At 71.1% G+C, this 15,202-nt stretch carries 13 protein-coding genes; 4 read left to right on the forward strand and 9 right to left on the reverse strand.

What is annotated here, in order from left to right; translation table 11 throughout:
* A complete protein-coding gene (locus G412_RS0104575) occupies positions 1-609 on the forward strand; it encodes a flavin reductase family protein (RefSeq protein WP_028811019.1) in 609 nt (202 codons plus the stop codon).
* Here G412_RS0104575 and G412_RS0104580 read toward each other — a convergent pair.
* Together G412_RS0104580 and G412_RS0104585 are read right to left on the reverse strand one after the other, a co-directional pair.
* Entirely contained in the window at positions 599-1,921 is a 1,323-nt protein-coding gene (locus G412_RS0104580; protein ID WP_028811020.1) for an MFS transporter, read from the reverse strand. The two genes, G412_RS0104575 and G412_RS0104580, sit on opposite strands and share 11 nt — an antisense overlap.
* Before the next feature lie 190 nt (positions 1,922-2,111).
* Complete coding sequence (locus G412_RS0104585; protein WP_051338151.1) at positions 2,112-3,341, reverse strand: MFS transporter; 1,230 nt, start codon at positions 3,339-3,341, stop codon at positions 2,112-2,114.
* 123 nt (positions 3,342-3,464) lie between these two features.
* Between G412_RS0104585 and G412_RS0104590 the strand changes: the two genes are divergently transcribed.
* Complete coding sequence (locus G412_RS0104590; RefSeq protein ID WP_028811022.1) at positions 3,465-4,454, forward strand: GlxA family transcriptional regulator; 990 nt, start codon at positions 3,465-3,467, stop codon at positions 4,452-4,454.
* 68 nt (positions 4,455-4,522) lie between these two features.
* Here the strand turns inward: G412_RS0104590 and G412_RS0104595 are convergent, their stop codons facing one another.
* The 3 genes from G412_RS0104595 to G412_RS0104605 all read right to left on the reverse strand — a co-directional run bounded on the left by G412_RS0104595 (position 4,523) and on the right by G412_RS0104605 (position 7,869).
* Positions 4,523-5,578: a Zn-dependent alcohol dehydrogenase gene (locus G412_RS0104595; protein WP_028811023.1), complete on the reverse strand. Its 1,056-nt coding sequence runs from the start codon at positions 5,576-5,578 to the stop codon at positions 4,523-4,525.
* An 11-nt stretch (positions 5,579-5,589) separates the two neighbouring features.
* Positions 5,590-6,780, reverse strand: coding sequence for an acyl-CoA dehydrogenase family protein (locus G412_RS0104600; protein ID WP_028811024.1), 1,191 nt, complete (start codon positions 6,778-6,780; stop codon positions 5,590-5,592).
* A gap of 174 nt (positions 6,781-6,954) precedes the next feature.
* Positions 6,955-7,869, reverse strand: coding sequence for an SDR family NAD(P)-dependent oxidoreductase (locus G412_RS0104605; protein WP_028811025.1), 915 nt, complete (start codon positions 7,867-7,869; stop codon positions 6,955-6,957).
* A 105-nt stretch (positions 7,870-7,974) separates the two neighbouring features.
* Between G412_RS0104605 and G412_RS0104610 the strand changes: the two genes are divergently transcribed.
* Positions 7,975-8,904: a cyclase family protein gene (locus G412_RS0104610; RefSeq protein ID WP_028811026.1), complete on the forward strand. Its 930-nt coding sequence runs from the start codon at positions 7,975-7,977 to the stop codon at positions 8,902-8,904.
* Between the two features lie 317 nt (positions 8,905-9,221).
* Here G412_RS0104610 and G412_RS0104615 read toward each other — a convergent pair whose 3' ends face one another.
* The 4 genes from G412_RS0104615 to G412_RS0104630 all read right to left on the reverse strand — a co-directional run bounded on the left by G412_RS0104615 (position 9,222) and on the right by G412_RS0104630 (position 13,508).
* The gene (locus G412_RS0104615) at positions 9,222-9,689 is read right to left on the reverse strand and encodes an ATP-binding protein (RefSeq protein ID WP_028811027.1); all 468 of its coding nucleotides are present in this window, start codon (positions 9,687-9,689) and stop codon (positions 9,222-9,224) included.
* A gap of 500 nt (positions 9,690-10,189) precedes the next feature.
* Positions 10,190-11,116 (reverse strand): acyl-CoA dehydrogenase family protein, encoded by a 927-nt coding sequence (locus G412_RS0104620; RefSeq protein WP_028811028.1) that lies wholly within the window; start codon positions 11,114-11,116, stop codon positions 10,190-10,192.
* Complete coding sequence (locus tag G412_RS0104625; RefSeq protein WP_028811029.1) at positions 11,116-12,288, reverse strand: acyl-CoA dehydrogenase family protein; 1,173 nt, start codon at positions 12,286-12,288, stop codon at positions 11,116-11,118. The genes G412_RS0104620 and G412_RS0104625 overlap by 1 nt, the downstream gene beginning before the upstream one ends.
* The gene (locus G412_RS0104630; RefSeq protein WP_028811030.1) at positions 12,288-13,508 is read right to left on the reverse strand and encodes an amidohydrolase family protein; all 1,221 of its coding nucleotides are present in this window, start codon (positions 13,506-13,508) and stop codon (positions 12,288-12,290) included. Before G412_RS0104630 ends, G412_RS0104625 begins: the two co-directional genes overlap by 1 nt.
* A gap of 146 nt (positions 13,509-13,654) precedes the next feature.
* Between G412_RS0104630 and G412_RS0104635 the strand changes: the two genes are divergently transcribed.
* Complete coding sequence (locus tag G412_RS0104635) at positions 13,655-15,202, forward strand: class I adenylate-forming enzyme family protein (RefSeq protein ID WP_037647624.1); 1,548 nt, start codon at positions 13,655-13,657, stop codon at positions 15,200-15,202.

Here is a 15,202-nt window from a genome sequence, read left to right on the forward strand (position 1 = left end):
ATGGCGACCACCGCCGTCCGATACCTCAGTTCGGTCGGCGCCCCCACGGCCGCCGAGCCCTACGACGCGCTCCCGCGCCCCGACCTGCGGGCCGTCGGCGCGGACGAGCGGCTGCCGGTCGATCCGGTCGAATTCCGCTCCGTACTCGGCCACTTCGCCAGCGGAGTAACCGTCGTCACCGCCCCCGGCGGCGCCGGCGAGGACGACGAAACGGCCCCCGCCGGCTTCGCCTGCCAGTCCTTCGCCTCCCTCTCCCTCGACCCGCCCCTGGTCACCTTCATGGTCGCCCGTACGTCGACGACCTGGCCCCGCATAGCCCGCGCCGGCGTCTTCTGCGTCAACATCCTCGGCGCGGACCAGGGCGAGCTGTGCCGGGGCTTCGCGGTGAGCGGGGCGGACAAGTTCGCGGGCGTCGGATACCGGGCGGCGCCCGTCACCCGGTCGCCGCTGCTCGACTCCGTACCGGCCTGGATCGACTGCCGCATCCACGCCGTGCACACGGGCGGTGACCACCTGATCGTCGTCGGCCGGGTGGAGGCGCTCGGCGGGTCCGACGACGGGGAGCCCCTGCTGTTCCACCGGGGCAGGTTCGGCCGGTTCAGCGCGTAGGTACACCGACCGGCGCGGGTTTCCGGCGAATCACCAGGGACATCAGCGCCGCCGCCGCGCACAGCGCTCCGGCCGCGTACCAGACCACGTCGTACGAACCGAACACATCCCGCGCCACACCGCCCGCGAAGGCCACCACCGCCGCGCCCACCTGGTGCGATGCGAGCACCCAGCCGAAGACGATCGCGGAGTCATCGCCGTACTGCTCACGGCACAGGGCGAGGGTCGGCGGAACCGTGGCCACCCAGTCCAGGCCGTAGAAGACGATGAAAAAGATCATCGGCGGGTGGACGGTCGGGGCCATCAGCATCGGCAGGAAGAGCAGCGAGACACCGCGCAGCGCGTAGTACACGGCCAGCAGGCGGCGCGCCTCGAAGCGGTCGGTCAGCCAGCCGGAGGCGATCGTGCCGATGACGTCGAAGAGGCCGATGACGGCGAGCAGTGAGGCGGCCGCGGTGATCGGCATGCCGTGATCGTGGGCCGAGGGTACGAAGTGGGTGCGGATGAGGCCGTTCGTCGACGCGCCGCAGATGGCGAAGGTGCCTGCCAGCAGCCAGAAGGGCCCGGTCCTGGCCGCCGCGAAGAGGACCGCGACCGTCCGCTTCGCCGCGCCCGTCCGGGGCGCCGGCTTCCGGACGAACTTCCCTCCGTACGGGGCCAGTCCGATGTCCGCCGGATGGTCGCGCAGCAGCAGCCACACCAACGGGACGACGACCAGCGCGGCGAGCGCGACCGTGACGGAGGCGGGCCGCCAGCCGTGGTTCTCGACGATCCAGGCGCAGAGCGGGAGGAAGACCAGTTGACCGGACGCGCCCGCGGCCGTCAGGACACCGGTCACCAGGCCGCGGCGGGCGACGAACCAGCGGTTGGTGACCGTCGCGGAGAAGGCCAGCGCCATCGAGCCGGTGCCGAGGCCGACGAGCAGGCCCCAGTAGAGCATCAACTGCCAGCTGGCCGTCATCCAGACGCTCAGCAGGGCGCCGGCGGCGACCATGCTCAGCGCCGCGACCACCACCCTGCGCATACCGAAGCGGTCCATGAGCGCGGCGGCAAACGGCGCGGTCAGGCCGTACAGCGCCATGTCGATGGAGACGGCGAGGCCGATCTCGCCGCGCGACCAGCCGAACTCCTCGTGCAGCGGGTCGATCAGCAGGCCGGGCAGGGAGTTGAAGGCGGCCCCGCCGATGATCGTCACAAAGGCCACCGCCGCCACGAACCACGCGCGGTGCGGTGTCATTCTGCGGATCCACGGCCGACGGGGGCCGGGGACCTCGGGGTTGGCGTGCGCGGCGGCTTCGGTTGTCTGGGTCACGCCACTCAGCTTCGGGCCGGTCGAGATCACGGGCGAGTGGCCGGAGGGCCATGGTTCGCAAGGATCGGGACACGAGGGGGAGGTGAGGGGACGAGGGGGACAGACGGCCGGTCACGAGGTTCTCCACGCACCTCCCGCACGCACCTCACCCCACCCGCCTCACCCTCGCGCACCTCACCTCCAAGCACCCTCACCCCACCCGCCTCAGCTCTCGTATCGGCCGGACCCCCAACAACACCCCGACCACCCCCAACATCACCACCACACCCGCCAGCAACACCCTCTCCGCCCCCACCATCTCCGCCACCGGGCCCGCCAGCGCCCGCCCCGCCGCCATCATCAGCAGCGATCCGGACACGTCGTACGCGTGCAGCCGGTTCAGCGCGTCGGGCGGGACGTGCGTCTGGACTGTCGTGGACCACATCACCAGCCAGAACGCGAACGCCGCACCACCGATGAACTGGCCGACGCCCAAGGCGAGTACGGACATGTCGAGACCCAGCACCAGCAGGTTGACCACGACACCGAGCAGCGCCACCGCCCCCGCCGCCAGCGGACGCGCCGGCCGCAGGCGCAGCGCCAGCAGGCCGCCCGCGACGCTGCCCGCGCCGTTGACCGCCATCAGAGCCCCGTACGTGCCCGAGCCGTGCGCCTCGGTCACCAGGACCGCCGTCAGCGGCAGCATCGGGCCGGCCACGGTCAGCCCGTACACCGTCCAGATGGCGATCACACCCCACAGCCAGCTCCGCGAAGTGAACTCGTGCCACCCGTCGATCAGTTCAGCCAGCAGCGAGCCCCGCTCGACCGGGTCTCCGGCGGGCGGCAGCCGCAGCAGGAACAGGCAGATTCCGCTTACCCCGAAGGTCGCGGCGTTCGCGGCGAAGACCGCCCCCGCCCCGCCCGAAAGACCGGCCACAAGCCCCGCGAAGGCCGGTCCGGCCATGGTCATGAGCGCCTCGCAGACGCGCAGGACCGCGTTCGCCCGCTGTACGTCGTGGGCGACGCGCGGCACGGTCGAAGCGACTCCGGGCTGGAAGAGCGCCGCGCCCACGCCGCTGACCGCGCTCAGTCCGTACACCACCCACACCGACGGGTCACCGGCCGCGAAGGACAGCGCGAGCACCGATGCGCCGGCCAGCCGCAGCCCGTCCGCGAGGATCATCATGCGGCGGGGCGTGAAGCGGTCCGCGAGTACGCCGCCGAAGAGGACCAGCACCGCGAAGGGGCCGATCCACGCGGCGAGGGCGTAGCCGACGGACGAGCCGGGCCGGCCCGCGCCGAGCAGGCCCGCCGCGAGCGCGACGGGGACCATGCCGTCGCCGAAGACGGCGACCGTGCGGGCCACGAAGAAGAGCCGGAAGTTACGGTTCCAGAGGCCTGGGGAGGCCGCCGCTCGCGACGTTCGTGCCGTCTCGGGAATGTCCTGGGCTGCTGCGCGCTTGTCCGTCACAGCGGAGATACGTACCAGCTGAAGGTCTGTACCAGCCAGCGAATAAGACGGCGAGGAGAGCCAGTGGAGAAGGAGTACGAGGAGTACCACGCCATGCCGCACCGCGTCGTCGTCCTCGCGCTCGACGGACTGCTCCCCTTCGAACTCGGCATCCCGCACCGCATATTCGGTCTTACGAAGGACGCGGCGGGCAGGCACCTCTACGAGACCATGACGTGTTCCGTCCGGCCGCCGGGCCCGGTCCGTACCGACGCCGACTTCTCCATCGACGTCGAGCACGGCCCCGAGGCGCTGGCCACCGCCGACACGGTCGTGATCCCCGCCTCGTACGAACTCGGGTGCGTCTACGAAGAGGGCGTACTGACCGAGGACCTCAAGGCCGCCTTCACCTTCGTACGCCCCGGCACCCGCATGGTCTCCATCTGCACCGGCGGCTACGTCCTGGCCGCGGCGGGCTACCTCGACGGCCGGCCCGCCACCACCCACTGGTCGGCAGCCGAGCACTTCCAGCGGCTGTTCCCGTCGGTCAAGGTCGACGCGGAGGTCCTGTTCATCGACGACGGCGATGTCCTGACCTCCGCCGGGGTCGCCGCCGGGCTCGACCTCTGCCTGCACATCGTGCGGCGCGACCACGGCAGCGGGGTCGCCAACGACGTGGCCCGCCGCAGCGTCGTACCGCCGCACCGGGACGGCGGCCAGGCCCAGTACGTCCTCCGCCCGGTCCCGGAGCCCCAACTGGCGACGACGACCACTGCGCGGGCGTGGGCACTCGGCCGGCTCCACGAGCCGATCCAGCTACGCGACATGGCCGAGCAGGAGTCGATGTCGGTACGGACGTTCACGCGCCGGTTCCGCGAGGAGGCCGGCATCAGCCCCGGACAGTGGCTGACCCAGCAGCGCGTGGAGCGGGCCAGGCACCTGCTCGAATCGACCGACCTGTCCATTGACCAGATCGCCCGCGACGCGGGCTTCGGCACGGCGACGTCACTGCGCCAGCACCTGCAGACGACCCTCGGCGTCCCACCGACGGTCTACCGCCGCACTTTCCGCGCCACCGCGGGCGGGACACGGCGCCGGCCGTGACGTGAGGCCGGAGCCCGAGCCCTGGGCGGCCTGGAGCCCGAAGCCCATATCCCGTATCGCCCGACCGGTCAGAAGGTGAGCACTCCGCGCGCCACGCGCCCGTGGTGGGCATCGTCCGCCGCCTTCGCGAAGTCCTCCACGGGGTACGTCTTCGTCACCAGCTCGTCGAGCAGCAGCCGGCCCTCCCGGTACAGCCCGGCGTACAGCGCGATGTCCCGCTGCGGGCGCGAAGAACCGTACCGGCAGCCGAGGATCGACTTGTCCAAGTACATCGACGAGACGAGGAACGACGCCTCGGTCGTGGCGTCCGGTACGCCGAGCAGCACCGCCTGTCCGTGCCGGTCGAGCACGTCGATCGCCTGCCGGATGAGCGCCGCCTTGCCGACGCACTCGAAGGCGTGGTCGGCGCCGGTCGGCAGGATCTCCCGTACCGCGTCCCCGTCGGCCGACGGAAGGAAGTGCGTCGCGCCGAACTGCCGCGCGACCGCCTCCTTGGCCGGATTGGAATCGACGGCGACGATCGTCGACGCCCCCGCGATACGGGCGCCCTGGATGACGTTCAGCCCGATTCCGCCTGTCCCGATGACGAGGACGGTGTCCCCGTGGCCGACCTTCGCCCGGTTCAGCGCCGCACCTACGCCCGTGACGACACCGCAGCCGATGAGCGCCGCCGAGGTCAGCGGAATGTCGTGCGGGACCTTGACGGCCTGGACGGCTTTCACGATGGTGCGCTCGGCGAAGGAGGAGTTCGACGCGAACTGGTACAGCGGTTCGCCGCGGCGCGAGAAGGGCCGGCCGGGCTTCCCGATCGCCTGGCGGCACATCGTCGGCCGGCCGCGGCCGCACTCCGCGCACGCCCCGCAGTTGGCGATGGTCGACAGGGCCACGTGATCACCGGGCTCGACATGCGTCACCCCGGCGCCGACGGCCTCGACCACGCCCGCGCCCTCGTGCCCGAGGACGACGGGGGCCGGGAAGGGGATGGTCCCGTCGATGACCGACAGATCGCTGTGGCACAGCCCGGCCGCGCCGACCGCCACCATGACCTCGCCGGGCCCGGGGTCCCGTATCTCAAGATCATCGACGACCTGAACCGCCTTCCCGTCGAAGACAACACCCCGCATGCCGCCGCCTCTCATCCGGACTCCCTGGGTAGGCCGAGCACGCGCTCGGCGATGATGTTCCGCTGGATCTCGTCGGAGCCGCCGTAGATGGTGTCGGCCCGGCTGAAGAGGAACAGCCGCTGGAGCGGATCGAGTTCGTACGGCCGCTCCTCGTCCCAGTCGTACGGTCCGACCGTCGCGGCGGCGCCCCGCACCTGCACGGCCAGCTCGCCGAGTCGCCGGTGCCAGCCACCCCAGAGGAGCTTGGCGACGCTGGGGGCGCCTGGGTCGGTTTCCGAAGTGCCGAGGGTACGGAGGGCGTTGGCGCGCATGGTGTGCAGCTCGGCCCACAGCCGGACGAGGCGGGCGCGTAGGACGGGGTCCCCGGCGCCCTCGCCACTCCCCCCTCCCCCGCCCCCGCCCCCTCCGCCTCCGTCTGCTGTTTCGACGGCGACGCGCACAATCTCCCTCAGCTCCTCCGCGAACCCGATCTGCTGCACGAGAGTGGACACGCCGCGCTCCAGGGCGAGCAGGCCCATGGCGACGCGCCAGCCGTTGCCTTCCCCGCCGACGACGTCCTCGGCGACGGCCCCGTCGAAGAACACCTCGTTGAACTCGCTGGTCCCGGTCAGTTGCCGGATGGGCCGTACGTCGATCCGCCCCGGCTGGTCCATCGGCACCAGCAGGAACGACAGCCCGTGGTGGCGCCGCGCGCCGGCCCGCGCCGGCTCGGTCCTGGCCAGGACGAAGCACCAGTCGGCGTCCTGAGCGAGGGAGGTCCAGATTTTCTGTCCGGTGACGCGGTACGTGCGCCCGTCCCGTACGGCGGCGGTGCGCACCGCGGCCAGGTCGGAGCCGGCGCCGGGCTCGCTGTAGCCCTGGCACCAGAACTCCTCGCCGCGCGCGATCGCGGGCAGGTACCGCTGCTTCTGCGCCTCGCTCCCGTAGGCGATGAGGGTGGGGGCGAGCAGGTTCTCCCCGATGTGACCGGCTCTGGCGGGGGCGCGGGAGCGGGCGTACTCCTCGGCCCAGACGACCTGCTGGGTCAGGGCGGCCCGCCGGCCGCCGTACGCCCCGCCGTCGTCCCACCCGATGCCGATCCACCCGCCGCTGCCGAGCTCGCGCTCCCAGGCGCGGCCGACCGCGTCCCCGCGATGCGCGGCAAGCCACTCGCGGGCTTCACCCCTGAACGCGTCGTCGTCGGCCCCGAAGGCGAAGTCCACGGTGGGGGTCTCCTTTTCGTTGCGGATGTGTGGCGGGTTTGGGGGGTTGGCGGGGTGCCTGCGGCGCTGTTCCCCTACCCGCCCCTTCCCGGCTGTGACATGTGCGGCTCCGCCGCGGGGGGCTCCGCCCCAGACCCCGGTCCTCAAACGCCGGAGGGCTCCCCCACCCCCACCTCACGCGTTCGGCCGCGCCTTCCTGGCCGCCGCCTCAGCCATCGCCTCCACCCGCGCCAGCATCGGCATCGGATCCACCCCCACCGTCCCCGGCAGGAAGTCCGCGATCCGCTCCGGCGTCCACCGCCCGCCCTCCGCGTACGCCGCCCGCAACTCCCTCGGCTGCGCCCAGACCGCGATCTTCGGGCCGGCGACCGTATAGACCTGCCCGGTGATCCCTTCCTCCCGCGCCCGCTCGGAGAGCAAATACACCACCAGCGCCGCCACATCCTCCGGCTCGCCGATCTCCTTCAGCTCCATCGGTACGTTCGCGGACATCCGCGTACGCGCCACCGGAGCCACCGCGTTCGCCGTAACCCCGTACTTGTGCAGCCCGAGCGCCGCACTGCGCACCAGCGAGATGACCCCGCCCTTCGCCGCGCTGTAGTTGGCCTGGGCGACGCTCCCCTGGTGGTTGCCGCTCGTGAAACCGATCAGCGTCCCGCCGCCCTGCTTGCGCATCACCGCCGACGCCGCCCGGAAGACCGTGAAGGTGCCCTTCAAGTGCGTCGCGACGACCGGGTCCCACTCCTCCTCAGCCATGTTGAACAGCATCCGCTCGCGCAGGATCCCGGCGACGCACACCACTCCGTCGACCCGCCCGTACCGCGCCAGTGCGACATCGACGATCCGCTGCCCGCCCGCCATCGTCGAGATGTCGTCGGCGACCGCGACCGCCTCGCCGCCCGCCGCGACGATCTCCTTCACCACCGCCTCGGCGACCTCGCTCGTAGGCTCCGAGCCCTCCATCGAGACGCCGTAGTCGTTGACGACGACCTTCGCGCCCTCGGCCGCACAGGCCAGCGCCACCGCCCGCCCGATACCGCGCCCGGCACCGGTCACGGCGACGACCTTGCCTGCCAAGAAGTTCCCCACGCCCGGCCCCTTCCCGCAGTTTCTGACGGACCGTTAGATTTTACGCGCACCCGGTCGCCCGAGCACAAGCCCCCGAACACAAGCCACATGCCGCAAGGAGGCCCCATGTCACTGCCGGCCCAGTTCCACGACATCGCCAAGCGCGTAAACAACTGGGGCCGTTGGGGCGCCGGGGACGAGATCGGCACCCTGAACCTCATCACCGACGAGGTCGTACGCACCGCCGCCGCGACCACCGTCCGCACCGGCCTCCGCATACCCCTCGCCCTCCCGCTCAAGGAGGACGGCGTACAGACAGGGCTGATCCCCGGCCGGGTCAACCCGCTCCACTCCATGGTCCAGATCAACCAGGAGCTCTTCGGCCCCGGCACCGTCGCCACCAGCGACGACGCCGTCACCATGGGGCTTCAGGCGGCCACCCACTGGGACGCCCTCACCCACGCCTCACACTCGGGGAAGATCTACAACGGCCGCCCGGCCGCCACCATCACCGCGCACACCCGCGCCCGGTTCAGCGGCATAGACAAGGCGCGGCACATCGTCTCGCGCGGGGTGCTCCTCGACGTGGCCCGCGCGCGCGGAGTGGACCGGCTGGCCGGGGATCACGCGGTGACGCCCGAGGACCTCGAAGCGGCGGAGGAGCTGGCGCGCACGAGGGTCCGGGCCGGTGACATCGTTCTCGTACGGACCGGGCAGATCCAGACCTACCTGGCGGGCGACAAGCACGCCTACGGCTACCCGTCCCCCGGACTGTCCGTCCGTACGCCCGAGTGGTTCCACGCCCGCGACGTCGCCGCGGTCGCGAACGACACGCTCACCTTCGAGATCTTCCCGCCCGAGATCGAGGACCTCTGGCTGCCCGTACACGCCCTCGATCTCGTCGAGATGGGCATGATCCAGGGCCAGAACTGGAATCTGGAGGAGCTGTCCACAGCCTGTGCGCAGGAGGGGCGGTACGCCTTTCTGCTCTCCGCGATGCCGGAGCCGTTCGTCGGGGGAACGGGCACCCCGGTCGCTCCGGTTGCGATCCTCTGAGGCCGCAGACGACCCAAGACGACCCGGATGTCACAGACTCCGCAGACGCCCTGACACCGACTTCCGTTTTTGAACAGCCGGGTGGCGACGCACTCCCGCACGCCCCGAGCGCGGCACAAGGGCCACCACCCGGCTCCGGCGTACAGGCCCTGCCCCTCTTGCCTCGAAGAGCTGACGCCGAACCACGACCCGCACTCGCCAAGGACGGGCCGCGCGCAGCGCAGCTCGGATCCTCGGCGTCCCCTCGCAGCGAATCGCCTCAGTCAAGGGTCATCAGGTCATCACGAACCGTCAACACCTGATCGTCAATCTGCCACTTATGCACTATTGGTGACAGCGCACGACGGCTCATACACAGTCACCTCGTACGCCCCTGACGCCACTACGGGCGCCCCCCGGTCCACCTCGCACCAGATCCGCTTGCCCGCGCCCTCGGACTGCCAGCCCCAGCGGTCGGCGAGCCCGTCGACCAGCTCCAGCCCGCGCCCGTTGGTGTCGTCGCCGTCCGCGTGCCGCGGTTTCGGCGGGCAGGCACTCGCGTCGGCCACCTCGACCCGGACCGTGCCGTCGTCGGCCGCGCCGAAGAGCATGCGCAGTACGGCCGGACAGCCCGTATGCACCACCGCGTTCGTGACCAGTTCCGAGATGAGCAGGATCAGGGTCTCGGCCAGCGGCTCGTCGACCCTTATCCCGGAGCCGGCGAGCCGCGAACGTGCCCACCGCCGGGCACGCCCCACCTCGGCCGGGTCGGCCCCTACCTCCAACTGCACCTGAAGCACCTGCACCGCTCACACCATCCGAACCGGCGGACACATCGCCTCGCGTCTCCACAGGGTCACGGAACGTGATTCCCTTATGGAACAGCATGGTTGACGTACAGTCACCGCAACAAGCGCTTCGGGCATATTCCAGCGCGAAGGAGTACGCGTGGTGCATACTGTGCGACGCACGCTGCGGGGAGTCGAACAGGGACGCGCAGGGCGCCCCCGCACGGCACGAGCGGCGCACATCTCGCGGCCCGGAGTCACCACCGAGGCAACGCCGGGAGAGCTGCGCATCACAACCACTCGCATCCCACGGAGGGTACCGGAGCGCACCCCCGACTCCGGCCCGTGACGAGTCACACGAAGGACACAACCCGATATCGACGCACGGTAATCGCTCACCAGTCGCAGGATTCGGGTGACCGGCGCACTACCCAGGGCCACAGGTGGCACGTACCGTAGGCGTCCCGTGCGCGAACAGTCACCAGGCCGCCTGCTCGGCGCCCCGCCCGGCAGGCCGCTCACAGCAGCGCCCCCGCCAGTACGTCCGCCGCTTCCCCCGCTGTCGGCCACCGTTCGGCGCGCACCCACGCCCGCTTGAGGTGCAGGTGTACGTCGGCCTCCCAGGTGAAGCCCATGCCGCCGTGCACCTGGAGGCAGTCCCGTGCGTTGCGGACCGCCGCGTCGTCGGCGAGCAGCTTGGCCCCGGCGATCTCCACCGGGTCCCCGGTCACCGCCGCCCCGTACACGGCGCTGCGGGTCACTTCGGTGCGTACCAGCATCTGCGCGCAGAGCTGCTTGACCGCCTGGAACGCCCCGATCGACCGGCCGAACTGCTCGCGCTCGCCCGCGTATTGGACGGCCGCCTCGGTGGTACGGGCGGCGCTGCCGAGCTGTTCGGCGGCGGTCAGGAGGGCGGCGACGGCGGCCTCGGACCGGCAGGCGGCTCCGGGCGCCGGGGCGGCCCTCGCGCCGTCCGCCCCGGCCGGTACGCGGTGCAGCGGCGTCAGCGGGTCCACGGAACGTACGGGCACCGCTCCCGCCGCGTTCCCTGGACCCAGAACACAGTCCGCCGCGTCCAGCCACTCCACCAGCTCGCCGTCCACCCACGTCACCACGCTCTCGCCGGTGGCCGCCCCCGGCAACGTGCCGGCGGCGAGGTGCGTGGCCACCAGGGGGCCCGGCAGCAGCGCTCGCCCCGCCTCCTCGAAGGCGAGGACCGCCTCGGGCAGGCCGAGGCCCACTCCGCCGTCCTTCGCGGGCAGGCGCAGCGCGAAGAATCCGGCGTCCCCGAGCTCCCGCCAGAGGGCACGGTCCAAGGGGGGGTTCGGTCCGGGGCCCGGTTTGCCGACCGCCGCCCGCAACCGCTCCCGTCCGAAGCGGCCTTCGAGGAGCGCCCGTACGCCTGCCTGGAGCGCACGCTGGTCACCGGTGAGACGGAAGTCCATCAGCGCCCCTTGGGAAGGCCGAGGATGCGCTCGGCGACGATGTTCCACTGGATCTGGGACGTGCCCGCCGCGATCGTGTACGAGAGCGACGACAGCCGGTCCGGGGTCCAGTCGTGGGACAGGTCGAGGGAGCCGGGGCCGAGCACCCGCGCGGCAGCGTCGTACAGCTCCTGACGTGCGTGCGAGTAGCGCAGCTTGAAGACGGAACCGCCGTTGCCGGGAACGCCCTGTGCGCCCCCCGTGCGCTGTGCTGCGCTGACGTTCCACTGGGTGAGGCGCCACAGAGCGGTGAATTCGGCGTTGAGGCGCCCCAGGGTGCGGCGCAGTTCCTGGTCGTCCCAGCGGCCGTTCGCGCGGGCGGCGGCAGCGAGTGCGCGGAGCGTTCTGCGGCACGCGACGACCTCGCCGACGAAGGCCGTGCCGCGCTCGAAGAACAGGGTGACCATGGTGACGCGCCAGCCGTCGTTCTCGTCCCCTACGCGGTTGGCGACCGGCACGCGTACCTCGTCGAGGAACATCTCCGCGAATTCGGCCGTTCCCGTGAGCGTTCGCAGGGGTCTGACGGTCACTCCCGGAGCGTTCATCGGCATGGCGAGCCAGGTGATGCCCCGGTGTCGGGGAACGGCCGCGCTCACCGGTTCGGTTCGCACCAGCAGCTCGCACCAGTCGGCGACCTCGGCGTGTGAGGTCCAGATCTTCGATCCGGTGACGATGTACGTGTCCCCGTCCCGCACCGCCCTGGTACGCAGCGACGCCAGGTCCGATCCTGCGTCCGGTTCGCTGAAACCCTGGCACCACACCTCGTCGCCACTCAGGATCGGCGGCAGCCAGCGGGCGCGCTGTTCCGGGGTTCCCTCGGCGGCGATGGTCGGCCCCGCGTGCAGCAGGCCCACGAAGTTCGCGCCGACGTACGGCGCCCCGGCCAGCTCGGTCTCCTCCAGGAAGATCAGATGCTGGGTGGGAGTGGCGCCCCGCCCGCCCGCGTCGGCGGGCCAGTGCAGCCCCGCGTACCCCGCGTCGTACAGCCTGCGCTGCCACGCCGTGTCGTACGCGCGCCTGGCCGGCCAGTCCAGTGGGTCCGGCCGGGGCGGCAGCGTGGGCAGGGCGGCCGCCAGCCACTCCCGCAGGCGCGCCCTGAAGTCCTGTTCCTCCTCGGTGTACGTGAGGTCCATCAGCGGACGCGGGCGGCGGCGGAAACGCGGTCGCGGTCCAGGTCGAGACCGAGCATGCGGATGGCGTTGCCGCGCATCAGCTTGTAGACGGTCTCGTCGTCGAGGCCCTGCACGTGATCGAGCGCGACTTCCTTCGTGTGCGGGAACGTCGAGTCGACGTGCGGATAGTCGGTCTCGAAGGTGGCGTTGTCGCGGCCGACGACGTCCAGGGAGGCGACGCCGTGCTTGTCGCGGAAGAAGCAGCAGAACATCTGCCGGTAGTAGTACGTCGAAGGGGGCTCGGGGATCAGGTCCCTGACGCCGCCCCACGCGCGGTGCTCCTCCCACACGTCGTCGGCGCGCTCAAGGGCGTACGGAATCCACCCCATCTGGCCCTCGCTGTAGGCGAGTTTGAGGCGCGGGAACCTCACCAGGACGCCGCTGAAGAGGAAGTCCATCATCGAGGCCATGGCGTTGTTGAAGCTGAGGGCGGCCTGCACGGCGGGCGGTGCGTCCGGGGACGCCGCGGGCATCTGCGAGGACGACCCGATGTGCATGTTGACGACGGTGCCGGTCTCCTCGCAGATTGCGAAGAAGGGGTCCCAGTGGCCGGAGTGGATGGACGGCAGTCCGAGGTAGGTGGGGATCTCGCTGAAGGTGACCGCCCGTACGCCGCGTGCCGCGTTCCGTTTGATCTCCGCGACGGCGAGGCCGATGTCCCACAGCGGAATGATGCACAGCGGGATCAGCCGGCCGCCGCTGTCGCCGCACCACTCCTCCACCATCCAGTCGTTGTACGCGCGCACGCAGGCGAGGGCGACTTCCTTGTCGTGCGCCTCCGCGAACGTCTGCCCGCAAAAGCGCGGGAAGGTGGGGAAGCACAGGGAGGCCTCGACGTGGTTGAGATCCATGTCGGTGAGCCTGGCCCTGGGGTCCCAGCAGCCGCGCCGCATCTCCGCGCGGGTGATGCCTTCCAGGGTCATGTCGTCGCGGTCGAAGCCGACGGCGGCGATGTTGCGCTTGTACGGGAACTTCAGGTCCTCGTAGATCCACCAGTCGGTGGGCGGCCCTTCGGGGTCCATGGTGATCTGGTACTTGCCCGCCACATAGGCGAGTTCGCCGATTCCGGCGGTCAGCGGCTGGGGTCCGCGGTCGCGGTACTTCGCCGGAAGCCAGGTCTCGAAGAGGTGCGCCGGCTCGATCACATGGTCGTCGACGCTGACGATCCGAGGCAGTTCCATGGGCGTGTCCTCCGGCGTTCGCGATCTGCGTTTCTGATGACCCGTCAGGTTTCAGGCTAGCTCCGCACCCCTGGACCGACAAGGCGCGGAGCCCTACGCTCTCCGGGCGATCTGACCACCAGTCAGCTATGAGGGGGCTGCCTGCCGTGACCGACTCCGCGACCGACACCGCGCACGCACTGGGCACCTCCCGTACGCTCTGGGAACTCGTCGGCCGCCGCGCCGCGCTCACCCCCGAGCGGCCCGTACTGCTCCAGGACGACCGCGTACTGACCTTCGGCGAACTCAGAGACCGCGCCGAGCGTGTCGCGGCCGGCCTGTACGGGCAGGGGGTGCGCCCCGGAAGCGTCGTCGCCTGGCAGTTGCCGACCAGGATCGAGACGGTGCTCCTCTCGGTCGCGCTGGCCCGGCTCGGCGCCGTACAGACTCCGGTCATTCCGTTCTACCGGGAGCACGAAGTCGGATTCGCCCTGCGGGAGTCCGAGGCGAACTTCTTCGCGGTGCCGGGCCAGTGGCGCGGCTTCGACCAAACGGAGATGGCGCACCGGCTCGGCGCGCGTGGCGTTTTCGAGGCGTACGGGACCGTTCCGGACGGGGACCCGGAAACGCTCCCCGCGCCGCCTTCCGACGGCACCGCGGTCCGCTGGATCTACTGGACCTCCGGAACGACCTCGGACCCCAAGGGCGTCCTGCACACCGACCGTTCACTGATCGCCGGCGGTTCGTGTCTCGCGCACGCCCTGCGGCTGTCCGCGCACGACATCGGCTCGATCGCGTTCCCGTACGCGCACATCGGCGGCCCGGACTACCTGGTGATGCTTCTCCTGTACGGCTTCCCCGCCGTCCTCTTCGAGCACTTCGCGATGCCCGAGGCCCTGGACGGCTACCGCAGGCACGGCGTCACGGTCGCGGGCGGGTCCACCGCCTTCTACTCGATGTTCCTCACCGAACAGCGCAAGGACCCCTCCCGCAGGCTCGTTCCCACCCTGCGGCTGCTCGCGGGCGGCGGGGCGCCCAAACCGCCGGAGATCTACCACGCCGTCGTACGCGAGATGGGCTGCCAACTGACCCACGGCTACGGCATGACCGAAGTCCCGATGATCACGATGGGCTCCCCGGACGACACGGCGGAGAACCTGGCGACGACGGAGGGCCGCCCTCCCGGAGGGATGGAGATACGCATCACCGCCGAGGACGGCACGCCGCTGCCCGCCGGCGCGGACGGGGAGGTGCGGCTGCGCGGCGAGGCGGTGTGCCGGGGCTACCTGGACCCGGCCCAGAACGCGGAAGCCTTCGACAGGGACGGCTTCCTGCTCACCGGTGACGTCGGGCACCTCACCGCGAGCGGCCATCTGGTGCTCACCGGGCGGCTGAAGGACATCATCATCCGCAAGGGCGAGAACATTTCCGCCAAGGAGGTCGAGGACCTCCTGCACCGGCACCCGGGCGTGGGCGACGTGGCCGTGGTGGGGCTGCCGGACCCGGCGCGCGGCGAGCAGGTGTGCGCCGTCGTCGAACAGCCCCCGGGCGCCGCACCGCTGACCCTGGAGGAGGTCACGGCGTATCTGCGGGCGCAGGGGCTGTCCGTGCACAAGCTGCCCGAGCGGCTGGAGGTCGTGGACGCGCTGCCGCGCAACGAGACGCTGCGCAAGGTCCTCAAGTACAGACTGCGCGAACGCTATTCGCGGGCGTAG

Source organism: Streptomyces flavidovirens DSM 40150 (assembly GCF_000429085.1).
Classification (GTDB): domain Bacteria; phylum Actinomycetota; class Actinomycetes; order Streptomycetales; family Streptomycetaceae; genus Streptomyces; species Streptomyces flavidovirens.